Origin of the sequence: Klebsiella aerogenes KCTC 2190 (assembly GCF_000215745.1) — a bacterium.
Lineage (GTDB): Bacteria > Pseudomonadota > Gammaproteobacteria > Enterobacterales > Enterobacteriaceae > Klebsiella > Klebsiella aerogenes.
In genome coordinates, this window is sequence record NC_015663.1 from 4,131,194 (window position 1) to 4,149,723 (window position 18,530).

The following is an 18,530-nucleotide window of genomic DNA, read 5'->3' on the forward strand; positions in this document are numbered from 1 at the left end:
TCCTTAGCCCATGTGGATCTGTTCTGAATCGACTTTGGTGATCGCTTTTGAGGTGATAACCGTATTGTGCGCATGCAGGCGGGCGTAATCTTCCGCTTTCATATCCAGCTGCCCGGCGCGCACCTGCTCGGTCTGCCGGGTAGTGCGCAGCAGATTGTGGCTAATTTGCGTCACCGTTTGCCAGACCGATTCGGCGCGTTTGCCAACAATACGTGACAGTGTCACCCATGCCGATAGCTTATCGCCGCTGTAGTTCATCTCGCTGATATGGCAGTCCCCCTGCGCGGCATTGACGCACAGCCGCTGACCGCTGAGGCTGAGTTCCCCATGGCTTTGAATATGCAGGTCACCCGGTACGCTGAGCTCCGCCTGGCGGCTTTCATCACGCTCCAGCACCGCTAACAGCCAGATCTGGTTGTCCACGCTGCTGATGAGTACGCGATCCCCAGCCTGCGGCGCGATCAGACAACTGACCGCTCGCCGACAGTGCCAGCCGCGCCCTTCGCTCTCGACGGTCACGCTACCGTCGGCAAAGCAATGGGTCACCGTGCCGGAAGCCTGCGCCGGCGGCATCACCGCCTGGGCCAGTTTGTGATTAATGGTTGTCATCTGTTGTCTCCTTAACAACGGCTGTGGCGCTGGGCGCTCCACGCCTCAGCGGCTAATAACTCTTCATCGTATTCCAGGATCCCCTGGCGGCCAGTAAACAGCGCTTCGTCCTGGCGGGCGCGATGCAGTCGGGTGCGGGAAAAGGTCGCACCGCGCAGATCCGCCTGGCGCAGGTCGGCGGCGGAAAAATCGCTCCACGTCAGATCGCAGAGCGCGAATCGCGCCCCGGCGGCCTGAACCCGCTGTAAAACGCTCTGGAACAACCTGCTCTGGCTAAAGTCGGCCTGCTCCAGTATCGCGCCGACAAATATCGCCTGGTCGAACAGGCTGCCGCGACACTGGGCGCCGCGCAGATCGGCCTCCATAAACAGCGCCTGGCTGGCGTTCACCTGATTGAGTTCTGCTTCACGCAATGACGCGCCTTTGAAATTGCACTGGGTTAGCTGGGCGCCGTTAAACTTCGCGCCGTCCAGCGGACAATCGGTGAACTGGCAACCGGTAAACCCCTGCCTTGAATAGTCTTTGCCGCGCTGATCGCACTGGAAAAACACCAGCCGGTCGCACTGCATTCCGTCAAGCGCGGTGTCCCGCAAATCGATATGGTAAAAGGTGGTCAACAGACCGCGGCTTTGCGCAAAGCTGGCGTGAGTCAGCTCAGCCTCATAAAACACGCTGCGTTCCAGCGTTGAACCGCAAAAACGGCTCCTGCTCATCTGGCAACGCATAAACTGGCTGCTTTGCAGCGTCGTCGCCGAGAAATCGCTCTCTTGCAGGTCGCACTGATTAAACACGCAACTATCAAGCGCGGTTTCGGCGGCCTGAAGATGGGCCATTTCACACTGATTGAAGGTCGTCTGCTTAAGTTGGGCGCCTTGCAACTGCAGGTTCTGCAGCTGGCACTCGGTAAACAGGGCTTCATGCAGATTGGCATTTTGCAGATTAGCGCCGCGTAGCGACACCTCCTGAAACAGACCGCCGGAGAGATCGCAGCCCTGCAGGTTGATACCATCCAGCGATATTTCATTGAGTGGCTCGCCGTTTTTGATGCGCTGAACGATCTCCTCCGGGCTCAGTATCGTCATATCACTTCTCCATCGCGCTTCGGCAGGGTTTTAATGCGTTTGGTCCATGCGCCATCCAGCCGCGTGGTTTTACTGGTAAAGGATTGTGAAAGATCGGCGCGGAACAGATTGGCGCCTTCGAAATTGGCCCCGGCCAGCTGGCTTTTTTGCAGCAGCGCGCCCATCAGGTTGGCGTCGGTAAAATCGGCTTCGCGAAAATCGGTGCGAACAAACAGACTGCCGACCAGATTCGCGCGTATAAAGCTGGCATCGCGACAATCGGCCTCACTCAGATCGCTGTTTTCGATTTTTGCCAGCACAAAGCGCGCGCCCTGTAATGGCGTCTGGCGCAAATTGCTCTGCTGCAGCGTCGCGTGGCTGAAGTCGGCGCCGATAAGTGAACTTTCCGACACCGCAGCGCTGGCTAGCCATGTTGCAGCTCTAAAATCAGCGCGCTCCGCTATGGTCTGCACCAGCGAACAGCTTTCCAGCGTCGCCTGATGGAAAATGGCATGCTCCAGTTCAGATTGTAAAAACGAGCATTTGTGCAGCCGCGCGTGGCTGAAATCAGGTTGTGCCAGCGTCAGTTCCATAAAGACACAGCCATCCAGCTCGGCGCGCTGAAAACGGCAGTCAATCAGGCTGATTTCCCGAAGGATCAGCGTTTTTAGCGTCGCGTGATCGAAAATGCATTGCGCAAACAGCGCGTTCTGTAGCTGACTATCTTCAAAGCGAGCGCCGGTGAAGTCGCTTTGATGGCACTCCGCCAGTACCAGGCTGGCGCCGCTAAAATCACAGTTACGCAGCGACGAATGCTGTAGCTCCGTTCTGGCCAGCACGGCCCCCTGAAAAGAGGCGTTATCCAGCTGACAGTGGCTGAGGTCCGCGCATTCCAGTAACGCCTTTTCAAAATTGGCGCCGCGAAAATCCATGCCGGAAAAATCAACGCCGGTCAGATCCATCCCGCTAAAATTGCCGCCCTGCGCCATGGTACGCTCGGCGCGTTGGCGCAGGATCATCGCCAGATCGCCCTTCAGCCGGACCGCCGGCGGCTGATGCTGCACCGCGGCCAGGTACATCTGATGTAGCGCCTCGCGCGTTTGCGCGCGCTTTTTCTCGCTCAGTTCGTGCTGGTGCTGATGCAGCATCTCCTGCATCCGGTGCATGGATTCGGGGCCGCGCGGTTGGTTTTCATCGTTATTCAACTGCGGATAGTGCGCCTCCATCTCACGCTTGCGCTGTTGTGCATCATTCTCCATTTCCTGCGCCTGACGCTCCATGTCGGCGATAAACTCCGGCAGGTCTTCAAGCTTAGGCAACGTGGGTTCGTCGATATCCGCCAACAGGCTATCGATATCACCGCCGCTGGCTTCAATGGCGGCGCGGTGCTGTTCACGCAGCAGACGGGCGCGGTTTTTCATATTCTCCTGCTGCGGACTCGGCGACTGTTCAATTTCATTGTCGATCCACGGGCCGATGGTCTCTTCCGGTATGAGATCCTTTTCGCGGAAGGAGAAGAGCGCGCCCTTCTCTTTATCCATTCGCTGGGCCAGTACCTTGCGATAGTGATTAAGCGAACGGGCGGCGCCCTCTTTTTCCAGCGCCGGGATCAGCTGCAGGACGTCGGCGGCATCGTCTTCATTGATACGAATGTGCCCCTGCCAGATAAGCATCATCTGTTCCCGATGGGGAAAGAACCATACCGTGGTGGCGCGTAAGGCAATTTCTTCAAATAGCGTTTCATCCGCGCGCTGGCGATGAATAAAACAGCGAGCCTGCCACGGCGGCAGCTGGCCCTCCTGCATTGGTTTCTCAGGATGCATATTCCAGATCCGCCATTTCGCCCCTGGCGGCAAGGTATCCCGATCCTCCCACCATTGGTCCGGGCTGGCGGCGTTAAAGACTTTCCAGTCAATATCGCTGGCAAAACCGGGAAAATCCTGTTGTAGCCAACTGGCATCATATTTTTTGCCCATACGGCTAAAGCGCCGCGGCCACTGAATATCCAGCGGGCCAAAACTTGCCGGCTGCGGTTTCTGCTGCGGCGAGCTTACTCTTCCCTCCAGCGGTTCAATATTCGGCAGAGGATGATGTTCGCGCCCCTGCTGTTTTACCGGCGCGACACCAAGCCCGTGCGGGTTGTCGGCATAATCACCGCCGCCAAAGGCGCGGCTCCAGTCGAGGCGCATTTCGCTAAACGGCTGCGGTCGGGTCATACGTTGCCCCGTCCACTCGCGATCGCCGAACACCACCAACGACTTACTCAGTTTGTCGATATCGATGCGCGCCACGCAGGCGCTTTTTTCCTGCTGATGATGGGTATAGGCAAAACCGGTGGCAAGAAATTCGGCGCGGACTTTAGGGATGGCCATATCCACCACGCCGCCGCTGGTTTGTAGTTCGTCGGCGGCAAGCTGCCACAGTTCCATCTCGGGGCGCAGCTGGGGGTTTGGCCCCATATCCGCCAACGCCAGCACCGAAACGCCAAGATAATTTTTGCCCTGCCAGCGGAATGGCCGGTTCAGTACGCTCAGGCGTAAGGGTTTAATGATTTTCATATAGCCCTAATGCGATAGGTTCTTAAGGGGAATTGATGCTTAGCATCAGACATTACGATAATCGAGGTAGTAGAAATGTTGTGGGTCGTCCTGGTGAACGCGAATATTGATTAATTGATTCACCTGAACCTCAGATTGGTCTTGCGCGGGGAATATAACGCCGCGGATGCCCTGCAGTTCTTGCTCATGCCAATGATAACGAAGGGTCAAAATGGCTGAGTAGTGATTATTAATTCGCTGGTCGCGATCGTATTTGATCTGCAGGATGGTGGCCTTAACATTGACACCATTCATTTTCGTTTTTTTATCTTGTCGCGCAGAACGTATATTCTGCATCGCAACCCAGGCCACAAAGAGCAATACTACCAGCGGAATGGCCCATGCCATGGTTAGCACTATGGTAGAGACGATTTCCATGTTATCTCCTGATTAGTTCTTACAAAAAAAGCGGCCTGTCGTATAGCGCAATTCTCTGCGGGTTCGCCGGATCGTATTTAATCGTTGTGCCATTACCCGGCTTAAAACGTTCAATGTCGCTGAAATTCAGGGTGTGATTCAGGCTAGCTTGAACTTCCACCTGCTCGCGGGTCTTAAATTTAAAGGTGATACGATAGATCGGTTTACTTCCGCTCCAGGCGCTGGTCTGGTGTGCGGCAATTATATCCGCGTTGACCGCAATGCCGGATTGCAGGACCTCACTGTGGGTGAAACTATCCTTTAAATACGGGTAAAAATCCTGATAAAGAAAACGGGCCATGGGATAGATACCAAACACCAGGACAATCAGCCCCATGACGATAAAAAAGAGTATATCCATAGTGAATTAACCCACATCACCGATTTGCATAATAGCAATCTTATTGCCGCGTCCTTTCTTAACGACAATGGACAGCCCTTTACGTAATAGATGTATTTGTGCTGGTGCAATCAGCGCCTTGGCGCAAAATAATTGAGGCATTTCATCGATGCGAAAATATATATCGAAAAATAGATTATTACCGAGCATTACATTAGTTTGTTGCCAGAATTCAATCCGCGAACTCAGTAAGTCTCCTCGCCAGCGTTCGCGTTTTAAATAGATTTTCACTGACTTTAGTTGTAACGATGACTTTCTGAATGTGAAATAGGTGGCCATCATGAATAATATACTTACTGATAAACCAATAATCACGGGTATCATTTCCCCTGGAGACATATTGGTGATCCATTTTTCAAATGACATAATTATCCCTGGTGGGTTTCAGTTCAGGCTTCACAATTCATTATTTTAGGTAAAAAGACATCTTGGTTTTCTCACAATATAGAGAGACTCCATCACTCCATCTCCCAAGGTGTTGGTAATAACTCTTTGGGATTATCAGGCATGTAGTAGATGTAAATAGTATTGTTTCTCATGATTTTTACCATATTTTGCGGGGAAATATACTGTTTAGCCGTTGCCGTCACCAGACCTGAGTCAGTATTGAAAGATAATTCCATTTTAAGTTTAGTGCTCCCTCCGCCACTCGCGCCAATTTTTTCCATGCTTAATATTTTAGCCTCGGTACGAATGCCATTTGCCTTAAACTTATCATAATTGGAGCCTGAACGATAACAATATAAGAACAAACCAAACAAAATTAAAACGGCTAATATTAATGTTCCCCACATAGAGTCAAACATAATGATCCATTAATGATGAAGTTCACCACATATTAGAAATTCTGTGAGTGTTTTTAAGTGGCCACCTAAATGGCCACGAGCATAGAAGTCTAGTGGATACCCTGTTTATTCATAATCCACATCCATAACAGCCATTCGTTTTGGCGGAACGCCCTCATGCTTTATAGTTAATTGAAGCCCCGGTTTTAATTTGGGGATTTCTGAAGCACGTACCACGGCAGCAGCATTATACTGTTTTGTCGTACCCTCAATGTTCGCCTCAAAGGTAAATACGAAATAATAATCGAAATTATTGGTCGCGTTAGTTTGACGCCAACTTACCAGAGATGCGTTTTTTATCTCACCGGGCCAGCGCTCACGGCTTAGCCAGTTTTTTATTTCAGTAAGGTCCCCGCCCTGTCCTTTGAGACTTCGCAGCGAACCGAACAATAGAAAAAAGCTAAATGCAACCGATGCAATAACAATTAACAAAGAGTGTTGATAAATAAAGTTCATTGTTAGCTCTTTTAGGTTTTAAATATAAATAATTGTCACATTATAAAAATAATGGTCTGTCATAAATTGCGATTCGTTTAGGATTTTTAGCGTCGTATTTTATTGTTGTCCCATTGCCGGGTTTAAATCTCTCAATTTCTTCAAAGCTTAGCCCCATATCAACACTCGCTTCGGTTTCAACACCTTCAAGAGTGTTAAATTTTAAGGTCAAATGGTATATTGGCTTATTTCCACCCCACATACTAGTTTGATGAGATGCAATAATATCGGCATTTACTGCGATTCCTGTTTTAAGAACAGCGCTTTCAATAAACCCAGCCTTGATCATAGGGATAACGGAACTACGAAAATTCCGCCCAATAATATAGAGTGCTATAAGGCATGCCACAAGCAGAATATAAAACCATTTTGTATTTAGAAAATCCATTTAATCAATTCCAGGTCGTGATTTTATAGGTAGAATGAAATATCAAATATTACTGCACCATTACACATTTAATAATTAACGGAAGTAACCGCTATCTTTAGAGGCGTGTTATTACTGTACATTACTGATAATAACATTCCTTTCTTTAATTTATGAATATCATCGGGTCTTACAATGCCTTTCGCAATGTATTTTTTTACAGAACCGTTTATATTTGCATTAAAATAGAAATCATAAATATAATCATTGCCGTACTTTGTTTCTGTCTGACGCCATGATTCTAGCGGAACCTGGATTGTTTGACCGGACCACTTATCTCTCGACAACCAGTTTTTAATTGCTGAAACTTCAGTTTTATTCGGTTTGAAGGCAGCAAATGATATACCTAATGCTATGATTGTCACCACAATGCCAAAGATAAAAGATGGTTCCGTGATGACATTCATAGGGTTGCATCCGTGCTGTTAACAAAAACTATCATCAATAGTTTACTCCATATCTCCAGGAACAAGGTAGACTTTTTCAGGGGCACCTGGGAGGTAATATAAAAAAACTGTATTTTTCCTACCAATTTTAACCATTTCTTCCGGAGTTATAAAGCGACGAGCATATGTGACGACAATTCCATCGGGAGTCATAAATTCCAATTCAAACTTAAATTTCATATTTCCGGTGCCAGAGGTACTTATATGTTGTTTACTAATGATTTTAGCTTCAACTTTAATGCCTTCCTTACGAAACTTCTCATCATTATTTCCTGACTTCATTATACTGTATAAGAACCACCCCAAAACTAAAATGGTTATAAAGATAGACCACATTGTTGAATTTGACATCGTAAAATCTTACATTAAGTGAACCATTGATGGCTGTCTTATTTTAAATGCTAAAAATTGAGAAATCGTTAGGTTCTGGATTGATTATTTATTACCAGCTAAAACCAATGGAAAGGAAACGCAGCATTTGGAGGCCGTTTCTATGCCATGTTCCCTATCAAAGGGTAAAGCAGCAATTATATGTCGTGCATCGACTAGTACTAGCCTACGCTCATGACTGCTGTTTTTTTTGGGGGTACTCCCTGGTATTTGAACATTACAGGCATATCCTTTTTTAATTTAATGACTTCAGAGGTCTTTAACACAGTTGCTGCTTTATATGTTTGAGCTTCACCACTCAAATTAGACTCGATAGTAAAAATATAGAAATGGTCAAAATTATTGGTAGTTGATGTTTGTTTCCATTCTTTTAATTTTCCTGTTGCTAATTCGCCGTTCCAGTTGTCTCTTGCAACCCAATTTCTTATTTCACTAAAATCTTCCTTCTGTCCCTTTAATCCTCTGAGACAGATGAAGATGAATATCAACATTACACCTAACGCAATAGGTCCTGAGTGTTCAGAAAGGAAATTCATATATACCTCTTACATAAACATGTGGATAAAACCAATAACTACATTCTGCAATGAAGATTCTATTTTTGTTAGAGATCTAGTTACATTCATTGGAGAGTGGACAATACTTGCTAATGACGTTGGCATGTTTAATGGTGTCCAACTAAACGATGCACCATTCACAGATGTGCTAAGTCCGTTGAAGGAGTGTGTTGTGCCATTTAATGATACACTTATTCCCTTGTTAGTGAACAACCCCTCAGGGGAAACAATTTCTACTTTAGTATCGCTTTTTATAGATATTTTTAATGGTGAGTTAATAGATATTTTGCCTTGAACCGTTTCATTAAGTTCACCCAGGATATTTCTAGCAACATTCCCTTTAACGTCTACTATTTGATTATTATCCACGGTAAGTTTGTCAATACCTTGGATATGCGTTACAACCCCTTTTTTGTATGTCACTCTGGTGGCAGCGGAAACTGCGCTTGTAGAGGCTGCTGCCAAATAATCTGTTGCGTAGAGCTTGGTCCCTGGTGCAGCCATAATCTGCCCAGCGGTATTTTTAATATCAAAAGGTATATTGGGAACTGCACTTTCTGTACCTTTGGCATCGACAACCTGACCAAAGATAACATCTGGCGTTTCGTACATTATCTTCGATGCCGCCAAAGTGCTAACCGTATCACCGCTTTCGGTTACCACATTGCCGGTATAACTATTACTTGAATAACCCGTAACCGATTTTGTTTCACTATCGACAATGCTTTCATTACGTCCATTAGCCGTGATAGCGATGGTTTGCCCGGCATTAAAGGTTTGCGTATCGTGGCCTACCACACTAGTGGAACGCGTATTTAGATGTGAATAGATCGTTTGCTGATGAACAACTTCATTGTGCATCCCTTCAACAGACACGTTCATATTTTTTTCAGAATGCAAATCGACGGACTCTTCACCAAGCTTATCTTCAAAAAACAGGTAACTGGCATTGTCCTGATTCCCATCCTTACTCCGCGTCATAAAGCCCATCCGGGTGGCGTCGCCGGGGAGATCCCATGGCGGCATGCTGGCTTCATTATACACACGTCCGGTGACGATCGGGCGGTCAGGATCGCCGTTGATAAAATCAATGACCACTTCATCGCCGACGCGGGGAATTTGCACGCCGCCAAAGCCCTGGCCTGCCCAGGCGCTCGACACGCGAACCCAGCAGGAGCTGGTGTCATCGCCTTTGGCATGGCGGTCCCAGTGAAACTTCACTTTGATGCGGCCATACCTGTCGGTCCAGATGCTTTCCCCTTCAGGCCCGACAACTTTCGCCGTCTGCGGGCCATAGGTTCGCGGCCAGTCGGTTACCTGCGCCGGGCGATAGACTACCGAAGAGGGGATCACTCTAAAATGGATTTGGTGCGAGATATCGCTATTGCCGCCGCTGGCGTAGCTGTTCTCTTCAAACAAGTAATCTGCGGCGGTCGTCAAATATTCGCCATTATCGCTAAAGAATGGCGCATTAGTTAGGGTAAACGTTGCGCCGGGAGCGATGCCTACCGCGGTGGCGGACGCCTGGATCTGCTGATGTTCAACCTGCCAGCGCTCCTGGCGGATACGCGCGTAGAATTCACCGTGTCCGTGATCGACAAACCGCCCCGGCCAGTCGTACACGTCGATACTGCCCGGCGAGGGCGATGCCGGGTTCTGCCGCGCCTGAAACAGCCAGGCGTTAGGTTTACGGAAATCATAGTCATCGAGGCTGTAAATCCCCGGCGTCACGCTATCTTCCAGCGCCCACTGACCGATCCCCTCTTCAGTGGTAATACCGCCCGATGCCGTCTGGTGGTAGGGAATGGTTTCATAGCCGCTTACCGGTTGATGCTGGGTGGCTGAATCGGTCAGAACCATCGTATGTTTACCCGCCTCGTGACGGAAATGGTAGGCAATCCCCTCCAGCTCCATCAGGCGGCTGATAAAGGCGAAACTACTTTCCTGATACTGGACGCAGTAATCCCAGACGCGGTAACTGCCGTTCAGCTTATCCTCAACGTTGACCTGGTATTCACTCAGCAACGTATTGATGATCTGCGGTACCGTCTGCCCCTGGAATATACGCAGGTTGCGGTCGCGTTTCATCGGCCATAAGTCGGGTTCAACGATCAGTTGGTAAGCGGCGTAGCGGATACCGCTCAGTTCAACGGCGCTCACCGCCACGCGGGTAATTTTACCGTTGAAATAACGCGAACTCAGCGCGTTTTGCGTCGGAATGGTCACGGTGACCGGCTGGCCAAGCAGCTTGCTGCGATCCAGACGCGCATCGCTGCCAAGCAGCGTTAAGCTGAGCTCGAACATTTCCGACATGGCTTCATGTCCGCTGAGTTTCCAGAAAAGCAGCCCCTCAACGGGGAGCTGAACGGTGATCCTGTTAGACATAATATTATTCCATTCAGGGGGATACAGTTTGTGCAGCACTAGCTGCGCGTTAACAGTGGGTTCGGCAGATCGACCAGCACCTGTTGCGGGTCAAGGCGCAAGTAGCGTAACGGAATCGGCTTTCCCGGTTGAAAGTTTTGGATACGCGTAATATCAATAACGATATCCCGCTGACCGGTCAGCAATTCACCTTTTTCGTTAACGTAATTAAAATCGACGCTAATATTAATAAACCCGGAATTACCGCCCGAGCGGCTTCTCACATTTGTGATGGTGCCAGACACCGCAACGCCATCATTGTGGATAGCCGCTTTGAGTTTTTTATTTTTCGCATCGCGAATCAGCAATGACGCAAAAATATAAATAAACAGTAGGACCACGGCCAGAACGATTACGTTAGTAAAAATATTCATCTTCCACTCGTCAGTTTTGGCTTATCGTTAATATCTCTTACAAACACAATGGCGTTATCTTTTGGCTCGAGTTTTGCTTCATAAGTCACTCCGACCTGCCAGGCATCGAGGGTAATGAGCAAAACCGTTTCCTGGTGCTTTTCCACAAGCCACGTTTTTCCATTATTTAAATCCTGTACCCGCAGATCCATATCAATGACAGGATTGTTGTTGATAAATAATCCGGTTTGCCGCATTGCGAGTATCGTAACCTGGATATCGTTCCCGTTTTCGATAATCCGCTGCTCCCGCCGTTGCGAGTTTTTTACTATGCGGTTGGCAAGGTAAAAGCTGATGAAAATAATAACCAGCGTCAATACTGCGTTGATAATCCAGCCTGGCGTCATTAAACACTCCTTGTTGACCAGTGATTAGCCACCCGCCGTGCATTTCTGGCGGGTGGATTTCGCTCTCAATTGCGCCATCTAGCTCGATGGATTAATAAGCCAGGTTCCCGGTTTGGCGATATCCAGCGTCTGCTCGCGGGTTTGTCCATTACCCTGCAGGGTAATTTCATAATGTCCCGGCGCCAGTTTCAGCGAGGCGAAGCCGTTTGTGGCCGGTTGCGTATTATGTGGTTCGCCATTGAGTTTGAGCTTTTCCCCTTCCCGCATGCGCACGTAAACCTGAGCAACAGGCGCCGCCGCGGCGGCAGGTTTGCTCTCTTGAACAGCAACGGGCGGAGCGGTCTGCGCGTTAGCGGTCTGCGTTGTTACCGGCGGCGTAACCGCCGCTGGCGGCTGGGTGCTGGCGCTCTGTGCTGGTTGCGCCTCGCTGCCGCCGCCGCTGAACAGCATACCGCCGGCAATAATGCCGACCAATACGCCTGCGGCGACCATCCCCGGAACCTTATAGCGCCGCCAGTCTGTCGCGGCGGGCTCCTGTTCTTCCTCTTCGACCAGCGCCAGCATGGTGCCGGTTTTTTTGACCGACAAGACGTCATCGATACTGGACACCGGCATTTCAATCAGCTCGGCGAACGCGTCGATTGACTGGGGACGATCTTCCACCCGCAGCGCCAGAGCTTTATCTACCGCCTGTAGCAGCGGCAGCGAGTAACCCGCCGGCTTCAGTTCCGCCAGCGGCTGATAGTTGTCCTGAATACTCCGCACCACGCTCACCGGCGGCGGTGAACCCACGATCAGCGTATGCAGCACAGCGCCGACGGCATAAATATCGGTCCAGGCGCCCTGTTCGCTGTCATTATCGTCGGTATACTGCTCGATAGGCGCATAACCCGGGCGCAGCATAGTTTCGGTTTCGTCGGAGAGATTACCGATGGTCCGGCGCGCCGAACCGAAATCGAGTAGCACCGGCAGGCCGTTATCCTGGATCTGGATATTTTCCGGTGAGATATCACGGTGCAAATAGCCGGCGTCGTGAATGGTTTTAATGGCGCCGAATAGCATCGGCAGCATCCGGCGGATCCATGCCTCATCGATGAGGTTTGGCTGCTGTTCGCGCAGGCGGCTCAAGGTGGTGCCGCTATAAAACAGCGTGCCCATATAGGCGGTGTCGTTCTGAACCCAAAAGCGCAGCACGTGCAGCAAGTTGGGATGATTAAAGCGCGCCAGCAGCCGCGCCTCCTGGATAAAGCTGTTTAATCCGGCTGAGAACGCTTTGCTGAAGCGCTCGCTACGCAGTACCAGGGTCATATCTTCGTTACGTACCGCCAGCGACGAAGGCATAAACTCTTTTATCGCGATGGTACGTTCCAGCTGATGGTCCCAGGCGCGATACACAATGCCGAAACCGCCGCCGCCAATCACTTCCTTTATTTCAAATTCGTTAAAACGATACCCGACCGGCAGCGCGTTCAGGACAGTCCGATTGTTTTCGTGATCCGTCATCTTAAGACTCACTTTCTGATGGTGTTACGCGGCAAATTGACAATGAAACTCGCCTTGCGCATAGCTGATGCGCAGTTGCGTAAACTGCTCATCGTTACGGTTGGCGGTTAACAGAATTTGGCTCATCTGCGGCAGCAGCGTGTTGGTCAGAATCGCATCGACCATACGCCCGCCGGATTCCACTTCGGTACAACGCTGAACCACCTGCTCGACGACGCTGTCGTCAATCTCGCAGACAATGTTGTGATTGTCCTGCAGACGGCGCTGAATACGCGCCAGCTGCAGACGCACGATTTGCCCCAGCATCGCATCGCTCAGCGGGTAGTACGGCACCACCAACAGGCGGCCAAGCAGTGCTGGCGGGAAGACCTGTAACAGCGGCTGACGCAGCGCGCCGCTCAGCGCTTCCGGCTCGGGCATCAGATCCGGATCGGCGCACATAGCGCTAATCAGCTCGGTACCGACGTTAGACGTTAAGATAATGATTGTATTGCGGAAATCGATATGGCGGCCTTCACCGTCTTCCATCCAGCCTTTATCAAACACCTGGAAGAAAATTTCGTGCACGTCCGGATGCGCCTTCTCGATTTCATCCAGCAGCACCACGCTATACGGGCGGCGTCGTACCGCTTCAGTCAGCACCCCGCCTTCGCCGTAACCCACGTAACCCGGTGGCGCGCCCTTCAGGGTCGAGACGGTATGCGCCTCCTGGAACTCACTCATGTTGATGGTGATAACGTTCTGTTCGCCGCCGTACAGCGCTTCCGCCAGCGCCAGCGCGGTTTCGGTCTTACCCACGCCGGATGGCCCGCAAAGCATAAAGACGCCGACCGGCTTATTGGGATCGTCGAGCCGCGCGCGTGAGGTGCGAACACGTTTGGCGATCAGATCCAGCCCGTGGCGTTGGCCAATCACTCGCTGGTTGAGCGTGTCGGCCAGGCTCAGTACGGCGTCAATTTCATTTTTGACCATCCGCCCCAGCGGAATGCCGGTCCAGTCAGCGACCACCGCCGCCACCACGTTCTCATCTACCGCCGCGAACAGCAGCGGCATCTCACCCTGCAGGGTTTTTAGCGCCAGCTGTTTTTCATTAAGCGTCTGGCGCAGCGCCGGCTCGGCGTCGTCATCAGCCTCCTGCAATTGCGCGCGCAACGCGATGACTTCATCAACCAACGCGCGTTCCTGCTCCCAGCGACGACTCAAGGTATCGCGTTCGGTTTCCTGCTGCTGACGCGCCTGCTTGAGTTGCTCAATGCGCTGAGCATCGCCAATCGCCACCCGGTTCTCGCGTTGGGCAATCTCCAGTTCCACATCCAGGGCGGCAATGCGCTGCAGGCAATCTTCCAACTGCGGCGGCGGCGCGCTTTGGCTGACGGCGACGCGGGCGCAGGCGGTATCCAGCAACGCGACCGCTTTATCCGGCAACTGCCGCGCGGGAATATAACGATGCGACAGCTTCACCGCCGCGTTAACCGCTTCATCAAGCAGCAGCACCCGATGGTGTTTCTCCAGCGGCGATACAGTACTGCGCAGCATCAGCAACGCTTTCTCTTCATCCGGCTCGTGGACTTGCACCGTCTGGAAACGGCGGGTCAGCGCCGGATCTTTTTCAATATATTTTTTGTACTCCGCCCAGGTGGTCGCGCCGATGGTGCGTAACTGTCCGCGCGCCAGCGCCGGTTTCAGCAGGTTCGCCGCATCGCCGGTGCCCTGCTGGCCGCCTGCGCCAATCAGGGTGTGGATCTCGTCGATAAACAGCACGATCGGCGTCGGGCTGGATTGCACTTCGTTAATTAACGCCTGAAGACGGGCTTCAAATTCGCCTTTCATGCCCGCACCGGCCTGCAGCATGCCGATGTCCAGCAGCCACAGCTCAATATTACGCAACGGCTGCGGGACATCGCCTGCGGCGATCCGCCGCGCCAGCCCCTCCACCACCGCGGTTTTACCGACGCCAGCCTCCCCGGTCAGCAGCGGGTTGTTCTGCCTGCGCCGCATCAGGATATCCACCATCTGGCGGATCTCTTCATCGCGGCCAACCACCGGATCGATTTTGCCCTCCTGCGCCCGCAGCGTCAGGTTCTGTCCGTACTGGGCCAGCGTACCCTGCGCCGTCGGCGTCGCGCTCGTGTTGGCCGCCTCCACCGCCGCCTGCTGGCTCTCTTTACTGGCGGCCAGCAGCGTCTCAAAGCTCTCGCTCAAGGCATCGACATTGATTTTGCTAAACTGCGGCGAAATGCCTTTCAGAACGTTAGCCAGATTCCAGGTTTTCAGCAGCCCTATTAACAAATGGCCGCCGCGGATGCGGTTGACGCCATATTTCAGCGAGCCATAAACCCACGCGCGTTCGACGGCGCTATCGATATGCTCAGAAAGGTCGGAGACCGAACTGGCGCCGCGCGGCAGCGCATCCAGGGCCGCGATGATATCGCGGGTCAGCGCCTGCTCATCAAGGGCGAAATGGCGGATAATGTGTTGCAGATCGCCGTCCTGCTGCTGCATCAGCTGATGCAGCCAGTGCACCAGCTCAACGTAAGGGTTGCCGCGCAGTTTACAAAAGGCGGTTGCGCTTTCCAGCGAGGTAAACAACAGCGTATCCAGTTTGCCGAAGAGTACGGCACGGCTGATTTCTGACATGTTCGGTTCCATTGATAACATTAATAAAGGTGTCAGAGTGCAGACGACATCAAGCGTCGCTCTGCTCCACGCTAAACACTAAATCGCCACGCGGCGCGGGGGCTGGCTGGTGGCCAAGCCAGGTGCTGTAACCCAGTTTGCCGTCGCCGCTGAGGACCGTACCGGGTATTTCATCGCCGCGGATAAGTACCCTGACATCCCATGCATATTCGATCCCAAGATACTGGCGGATCCAGTCGCGTAATTCGTTTACCGCGTTTTCGCCCGGCAGAAAACGGGCGTATTCGGCGGCGCTAAGCGGGCCGATTTCAAGGCGGAATTTATGCTGAACATCGCGTACCGCGACGCCGAGAAACGCCGAGACGCCCAGGCGAGGTAAACGCCTTCCCGCCCCCAGTTGCGCTTGTTCTCGCGAGGTCAGCGGCATCCATTGCGGCACGTTGCTGATAATGTTGACCGGGACTTTGAAGTAATTTCGCAGGATCTTCTCCAGCCCTTCCGGATCCCGACCATGGCGGCTGAGATGGCCTGCGTGGGTGAAACGCGCATGCGGGCTCAGGTCGCCCTTCTCCAGTTGCCCCGGCTGGCCCATGCCGATGAGTGAGGCGAGATAGCGCTCAAAGCGGCGGTTGTCCGCACGGTCTAACGATACCGTTGGCTGCGCGTCGGCCCAGGCGCGGTAGAACAGCAGCGTCAGGCGGTGATGAAAGAGATCGGCAAAAGCGCTCAGGCTGTCGTCCTGATGATGATGAATACGCTCGCGGGCGTATTCGGTCATATGAACCGGCAGCGGGCCATTGGGGCCGAACAGACCGAAGCTGAGAATCGATATCTCATGCACCGCGCTATTTGCCCGTTTTTGCGCGCTGGCCAGCGTCGCGGGGGCAAACCCCATTGATGGCGTTTGCCCGATGCGCAGCGATTCGAATTTCGGCAGCGGCGCGCGCCCAAGCGGATAACGTTCGCCCCCTTGCGCGTCAATGCGGCGCAGCAGATGAAAAAGGTCGTAGCGCCAGGGCGCGGCGGTAACCTCGCGCCAGAAAACGTCCGCCAGCGGCGTCAGGCGATGAATGGTAGCCAACGTGTCACTCATATCAGCGCCCTTTTCCCCATTCGCGGCGCCCAGTAACCGATTTCGCCGCGCTGCTGGCTACATAAGGTGAATTCGGTAAAGCTGTTGAGCGACACCAGCCGGGCAAAGACCCGTTCCAGTACGCTGCCAAACAGCCACGGGCTGGCGCCGGAAAAAGCGCGCTCGTCAACGGTCAAGGTAATGCCGATACCGCGGGCGAAGACGATCGGCCCCGGCTCCGGCACCCGGCGATGAACTGGCTCCAGCACGCAGTGGCGTACCCCTTCGATTTGGCGGGCCACGGCGGTCTCCGCCAGCCCGGCATACAGCCCAAGCAACTGGCGCAGCGCTGCTGCGCCTTCGCCATTTTCACCGTCCATCAGGCTGAGATAGTTCATCTGCAGCTGGCTTATCAGCCGCCAGGTGCTGAGCCCTTCCGCCAGCGCCGGTCGCGGCGGCGTCGGGCCGCTACGCATTTTCAATGTTTTTACCGGTAGCGAATCCGCCAGCACGAATTGCCCCAGCTCCTGTTGTAGCATCAACGGTAGGTCGCGGCTGGTGCACAGCACCTCGGCGGTGATGTAACGCAGATCTTCCTGCCACGGCGCATGCTGCTCATCGACCAGTGAGACAAAGGTCTCAGAGCCGGTATAGCCGGTACGCGTGCCATAGCGCAGCGCGTGTTCGGAAAGCACCCGCTGTTCGCGGCGCAGTGAAAAATAAGCGCCGTAATCTCCGGCATCCTTGCTCCATGAACTCCAGAATGGACGGAACTCGCGATCGTCGCGGTGGCCATCAGCGCTGCCGTGAATTTTACTCACCGAATAGATTTCGTAGTCCAGCGGGCGGATGTTATCGACCACCAGATGGTATTCATGTTGGCTGTCGCTCAACGACTGGCGGGCGGCGATTTTCGGAAACAGGTTAATCACCGGCGTGCAGTGCAACGCGAAGTGGTTAGCTTCCACCACTTGTTCCAGCCGGTCGTCGGTTTTATCCAGCAGAATAATGATATCGAAGGATTTTTCTTCCTTGCACTGGCCAATTAACTTGCTGAGGCCGTTAATACTGATAAAGCGGAAGCGCGCCGGGAAGGCAAAGTATTCGTGCAGCAACCGGTAGCCGTCAAAATTGCGAAGATCTTCCGGTAGCAGCGCCTGATTGGCGGCGAAACCCTCTTGTTGGATAGCCTCTTCGCTCAGCGAAAAACGTAGCGGATCGCGCCCGGTGGTCTGGCACACCACCCCGACCTGGTGGGCAAGAATCAGCTCCAGCAGGCGCAGCGCCTCAATATCCGGGCCGCTTAAGAAAAACGCCAGCCGGTCAAAGGTCAGATGGCCAAGATGTTGAGCCCCTTCACAGCTTATACGCAGGCGCAAAGCGCTGACGGCGCCGCGCTGGCTGAGCCCAAGCGCGGCCAGCGGCACATCGGCGGGGATGCCGCCAAGTTCGGCTTTCTCAATACGCAGCGGCAACAGCGTGACATCGTGCGCGGTAGTGTAACTACAGGTGACGCCATTTTTCTTCAATACCTGGCTGTCCATCATCGTACCGCGCGGCACCACGAAACCTTTACTCAGATCGCCTTTATTGATGTCCGGCTGCAGTTCGGCTATCGCCATCGACGGCGTAGGCGCCAGATAATTGGGCGCGATCATCTCCAGCAGACGTTGTGAAAAGCGCGGGAATTCGGCGTCCATTTTTAGCTGCACGCGGGAAGTCAGAAAGGCGAACCCCTCCATCATCCGCTCAACGTAAGGATCGGCGACCTCAATACCGCGCATGCCCAACCTGCCGGCAACCTTCGGATAGCGTTCGGCGAATTCAGCGCCCATCTCACGCAGATAGGCCAGCTCGCGGTTGTAATATTCAAGCAGTTTGCCTTCCATT

At 52.6% G+C, this 18,530-nt stretch carries 19 protein-coding genes; all 19 read right to left on the reverse strand.

Annotated features, from left to right (window positions below; genetic code table 11):
* Nucleotides 1-3: 3 nt before the first annotated feature.
* Nucleotides 4-609 carry a DUF3540 domain-containing protein gene (locus tag EAE_RS19540; protein WP_015705433.1) on the reverse strand — a complete coding sequence of 202 codons (606 nt, stop codon included), beginning with the start codon at nt 607-609 and terminating at the stop codon, nt 4-6.
* Nucleotides 610-620: 11 nt separating this feature from the next.
* Nucleotides 621-1,691 (reverse strand): pentapeptide repeat-containing protein, encoded by a 1,071-nt coding sequence (locus EAE_RS19545; RefSeq protein ID WP_015705434.1) that lies wholly within the window; start codon nt 1,689-1,691, stop codon nt 621-623.
* Entirely contained in the window at nt 1,688-4,228 is a 2,541-nt protein-coding gene (locus EAE_RS19550; RefSeq protein ID WP_015705435.1) for a DUF2169 family type VI secretion system accessory protein, read from the reverse strand. Before EAE_RS19550 ends, EAE_RS19545 begins: the two co-directional genes overlap by 4 nt.
* Nucleotides 4,229-4,273: 45 nt before the next feature.
* Nucleotides 4,274-4,645: a hypothetical protein gene (locus EAE_RS19555; protein WP_015705436.1), complete on the reverse strand. Its 372-nt coding sequence runs from the start codon at nt 4,643-4,645 to the stop codon at nt 4,274-4,276.
* 19 nt (nt 4,646-4,664) lie between these two features.
* Nucleotides 4,665-5,045: a DUF3592 domain-containing protein gene (locus EAE_RS19560; RefSeq protein ID WP_015705437.1), complete on the reverse strand. Its 381-nt coding sequence runs from the start codon at nt 5,043-5,045 to the stop codon at nt 4,665-4,667.
* 6 nt (nt 5,046-5,051) lie between these two features.
* Nucleotides 5,052-5,450: a hypothetical protein gene (locus EAE_RS19565; RefSeq protein ID WP_015705438.1), complete on the reverse strand. Its 399-nt coding sequence runs from the start codon at nt 5,448-5,450 to the stop codon at nt 5,052-5,054.
* Between the two features lie 92 nt (nt 5,451-5,542).
* The gene (locus EAE_RS19570; RefSeq protein ID WP_015705439.1) at nt 5,543-5,890 is read right to left on the reverse strand and encodes a DUF3592 domain-containing protein; all 348 of its coding nucleotides are present in this window, start codon (nt 5,888-5,890) and stop codon (nt 5,543-5,545) included.
* A 105-nt stretch (nt 5,891-5,995) separates the two neighbouring features.
* Complete coding sequence (locus EAE_RS19575; protein WP_015705440.1) at nt 5,996-6,385, reverse strand: hypothetical protein; 390 nt, start codon at nt 6,383-6,385, stop codon at nt 5,996-5,998.
* A 40-nt stretch (nt 6,386-6,425) separates the two neighbouring features.
* Nucleotides 6,426-6,812: a DUF3592 domain-containing protein gene (locus EAE_RS19580; protein ID WP_015705441.1), complete on the reverse strand. Its 387-nt coding sequence runs from the start codon at nt 6,810-6,812 to the stop codon at nt 6,426-6,428.
* Between the two features lie 68 nt (nt 6,813-6,880).
* On the reverse strand, nt 6,881-7,258 hold the full coding sequence (locus EAE_RS19585) for a hypothetical protein (protein WP_015705442.1): 378 nt from the start codon (nt 7,256-7,258) through the stop codon (nt 6,881-6,883).
* 42 nt (nt 7,259-7,300) lie between these two features.
* On the reverse strand, nt 7,301-7,648 hold the full coding sequence (locus tag EAE_RS19590) for a DUF3592 domain-containing protein (RefSeq protein ID WP_223575853.1): 348 nt from the start codon (nt 7,646-7,648) through the stop codon (nt 7,301-7,303).
* A 200-nt stretch (nt 7,649-7,848) separates the two neighbouring features.
* Nucleotides 7,849-8,223: a hypothetical protein gene (locus EAE_RS19595; protein WP_021469585.1), complete on the reverse strand. Its 375-nt coding sequence runs from the start codon at nt 8,221-8,223 to the stop codon at nt 7,849-7,851.
* 9 nt (nt 8,224-8,232) lie between these two features.
* Complete coding sequence (locus EAE_RS19600) at nt 8,233-10,629, reverse strand: type VI secretion system Vgr family protein (RefSeq protein ID WP_015705445.1); 2,397 nt, start codon at nt 10,627-10,629, stop codon at nt 8,233-8,235.
* Nucleotides 10,630-10,667: 38 nt separating this feature from the next.
* Nucleotides 10,668-11,042, reverse strand: coding sequence for a DUF3592 domain-containing protein (locus tag EAE_RS19605; RefSeq protein WP_015705446.1), 375 nt, complete (start codon nt 11,040-11,042; stop codon nt 10,668-10,670).
* Nucleotides 11,039-11,428 (reverse strand): hypothetical protein, encoded by a 390-nt coding sequence (locus tag EAE_RS19610; protein WP_015705447.1) that lies wholly within the window; start codon nt 11,426-11,428, stop codon nt 11,039-11,041. Before EAE_RS19610 ends, EAE_RS19605 begins: the two co-directional genes overlap by 4 nt.
* Nucleotides 11,429-11,506: 78 nt before the next feature.
* Nucleotides 11,507-12,931, reverse strand: coding sequence for a serine/threonine protein kinase (locus EAE_RS19615; protein WP_015705448.1), 1,425 nt, complete (start codon nt 12,929-12,931; stop codon nt 11,507-11,509).
* 24 nt (nt 12,932-12,955) lie between these two features.
* Nucleotides 12,956-15,568, reverse strand: coding sequence for a type VI secretion system ATPase TssH (gene tssH / locus EAE_RS19620; RefSeq protein WP_015705449.1), 2,613 nt, complete (start codon nt 15,566-15,568; stop codon nt 12,956-12,958).
* 49 nt (nt 15,569-15,617) lie between these two features.
* The gene (gene tssG / locus EAE_RS19625; RefSeq protein ID WP_015705450.1) at nt 15,618-16,661 is read right to left on the reverse strand and encodes a type VI secretion system baseplate subunit TssG; all 1,044 of its coding nucleotides are present in this window, start codon (nt 16,659-16,661) and stop codon (nt 15,618-15,620) included.
* The gene (gene tssF / locus EAE_RS19630; protein ID WP_015705451.1) at nt 16,658-18,529 is read right to left on the reverse strand and encodes a type VI secretion system baseplate subunit TssF; all 1,872 of its coding nucleotides are present in this window, start codon (nt 18,527-18,529) and stop codon (nt 16,658-16,660) included. The genes tssG and tssF overlap by 4 nt, the downstream gene beginning before the upstream one ends.
* Nucleotide 18,530: the final 1 nt, after the last annotated feature.